The organism is Candidatus Eisenbacteria bacterium, from assembly GCA_016867495.1.
In the GTDB taxonomy this organism is placed as follows: Bacteria; Eisenbacteria; RBG-16-71-46; order CAIMUX01; family VGJL01; genus VGJL01.
In genome coordinates, this window is record VGJL01000297.1 from 1 (window position 1) to 2,366 (window position 2,366).

Below are 2,366 nucleotides of genomic sequence, written 5' to 3' on the forward strand. Positions count from 1 at the left end.
GGATTGCGGCTGCCGCATCGAGGAGGGACATCCCGCGTGGGAGGCCCTCCGCAACCTGAGCCGGAACCTCGGAAAGAAGGACTAGTCATGGGTCTGCCGAAGAGGCGTATCTCGAAAGCCCGAAAGAGGAAGAGACGCACGCATCAGAAGCTCGCCGTGGTGCGGCCGACTCTCTGCTCCCACTGCGGACAGCCGAAGCCGCCGCACCGCATCTGCCCGCATTGCGGCTACTACCGAGGACGACGGGTCGTCATCGTCGAGTAAGACGCGGGGGACGCGACTTGCGGATCGCCGTTGATGCGATGGGCGGGGACTCGGGCGTCGGAACCGTGGCGGCCGGCGTCGCGCGGTTCCTTCGCGAGAACTCCGAGGAGGTCGGGGTCATCCTCGTCGGCGACGAGGAGCGGATCCGCCGCGAGCTCGCCGTCCACGGGGACTTCGACCCCCGCGTGGAGGTCGAGCACGCGAGCGAGACGATCCAGATGGAGGAGCACGGCGCCGCCGCCTCCCGGCGAAAGCGCGACTCCTCGATCGCGCGCGGGCTTCAGCTTCACAAGGAGGGAAAAGCCGACGCGTTCGTGAGCGCGGGGAACACGAGCGCGGTCGTCGCCGCGTCTCTCCTCATCCTCGGGCGCCTACCGGGCGTCCGCCGCCCCGCCATCGCGACGTTCGTCCCGAACGAGAAGGACGGCTTCGTTCTCCTCGACATCGGCGCCACGAAGGACTGCCGCCCGACCGATCTCGTCCAGTTCGCCCACATGGGCGCGGTCTACGCCGAGAAGATCCTCGGGCGCGAGAACCCGCGCGTCGGCCTTCTCAACATCGGGGAGGAGCCGACGAAGGGGAACGACCTCACGCGCGAGGCGTTTCCGCTTCTCGAGAAGAGCAGCCTCAATTTCGCCGGGAACGTCGAGGCGGTCGGGATGTTCAAGGGAGAGGTCGATGTCGCGGTCTGCGACGGTTTCGTCGGGAACGTGATCCTCAAGTTCGCCGAAGGGATGGTCGCGATGATCCTCGGCTTCCTGAAAGGGGAGATCGCGCGCCACCCGAGGGCGAAGATCGGCGCCGCGCTCCTCAAGCCGACTCTTTCGCACTTGAAAGATCAATTGAGCTACGAACAATACGGGGGGGCTCCTCTCCTCGGGATCGACGGGGTTTGCATGATTAGCCACGGCCGTTCTTCGTCCCTGGCCATCGCGAACGCGGTGCGAACGGCGAGCCGTTTCGTTCGGTACGACATCAGCCGGGAGATCGGAAAGAGAACCCGGGCCTACGACGAGGTGGCGGTTGACTAAGCGGCGAACGTGCATTCTGGGGACCGGGGCTTATGTCCCGGAGAAGCTTCTGACGAACGACGATCTGGCGAAGATCGTGGACACGACGGACGAGTGGATCATGACAAGGACGGGGATCCGCGTCCGGCACATCGCCGCGGAGAACGAGGCGACTTCGGACGTCGCTTCCCCCGCGGCGCTTCGCGCGTGCGAGGCGGCGGGGATCTCTCCCGCCGATCTCGATGCGGTGATCCTCGGAACGGCGACGCCCGACATGCTCTTCCCCTCCACCGCGTGCATCGTGCAGGCGAACATCGGCGCGGTCCGCGCGGCCGCCTTCGACGTCAGCGCCGCGTGCTCCGGATTCATCTACGGGATGGCGCTCGGAAAGGGGCTCATCGAGACGGACCAGGCGCGCCGGGTGCTCGTCATCGGCGCCGAGACGCTGAGCAAGATCGTCGATTGGGAGGACCGAAACACGTGCGTCCTCTTCGGCGACGGCGCCGGGGCGGTCGTGATCGGCGCGTGCGAGGAGGATCGCGGGATCCTCTCGATCAACTTCGGAAGCGACGGGAGGCTCTGGGAGCTTCTCCATCAACCGGCGGGCGGCTCCCGCATGCCGGCGACCGTCGAGTCGGTGGAGAAGAAGAAGCACAAGATCCACATGACCGGCCGCGACGTCTTCAAGCATGCGGTGACCCACATGAGCGGCGCGGGTCTTCGGGCGCTCGAGGAGGCGGGCCACACCGGTCCGGAGCTCGACTGGCTCTTCCCGCACCAGGCGAACATCCGCATCATGGAGGCGGTGGCGAAGAGGCTCGAGGTGCCGCGCGAGAAGGTATACGTGAACCTCGAGCGCTTCGGGAACACGTCGGCCGCGTCGATCCCGATCGCGCTCGACGAGGCGGTCCGCGGCGGGCACTGCCGGCCGGGCATGCTGATCGGGTTGGTCGCTTTCGGGGGCGGCTTCACATGGGCGGCCGCGATCGCGAGGGTGTGATGACGAGCCTCGGATTTCTCTTTCCAGGTCAAGGATCGCAGTACGTCGGCATGGGGAAGAGCCTCTCCGACGAGTATCCGGAGACGCGCGAG

4 protein-coding genes are annotated in these 2,366 nt (G+C 66.7%); all 4 read left to right on the forward strand.

Features of this window, described 5'->3' with window-relative positions; translation table 11 throughout:
- The first annotated feature begins 87 nt into the window (after nt 1-87).
- Complete coding sequence (locus FJY88_13645; protein MBM3288369.1) at nt 88-264, forward strand: 50S ribosomal protein L32; 177 nt, start codon at nt 88-90, stop codon at nt 262-264.
- Nucleotides 265-281: 17 nt separating this feature from the next.
- Nucleotides 282-1,295, forward strand: coding sequence for a phosphate acyltransferase PlsX (plsX, locus tag FJY88_13650; protein MBM3288370.1), 1,014 nt, complete (start codon nt 282-284; stop codon nt 1,293-1,295).
- A gap of 13 nt (nt 1,296-1,308) precedes the next feature.
- Nucleotides 1,309-2,274, forward strand: a complete 966-nt coding sequence (locus FJY88_13655) for a ketoacyl-ACP synthase III (GenBank protein ID MBM3288371.1) — start codon at nt 1,309-1,311, stop codon at nt 2,272-2,274.
- Nucleotides 2,274-2,366: [acyl-carrier-protein] S-malonyltransferase (locus tag FJY88_13660; GenBank protein MBM3288372.1), on the forward strand; the 93-nt coding region annotated here is incomplete at its 3' end. The genes FJY88_13655 and FJY88_13660, both read left to right, overlap by 1 nt.

Excerpts from the sequence above, each read along its gene's own strand:
- FJY88_13645 (MBM3288369.1), top strand. The coding sequence starts at position 88 with ATGGGTCTGCCGAAGAGGCGTATCTCGAAAGCCCGAAAGAGGAAGAGA.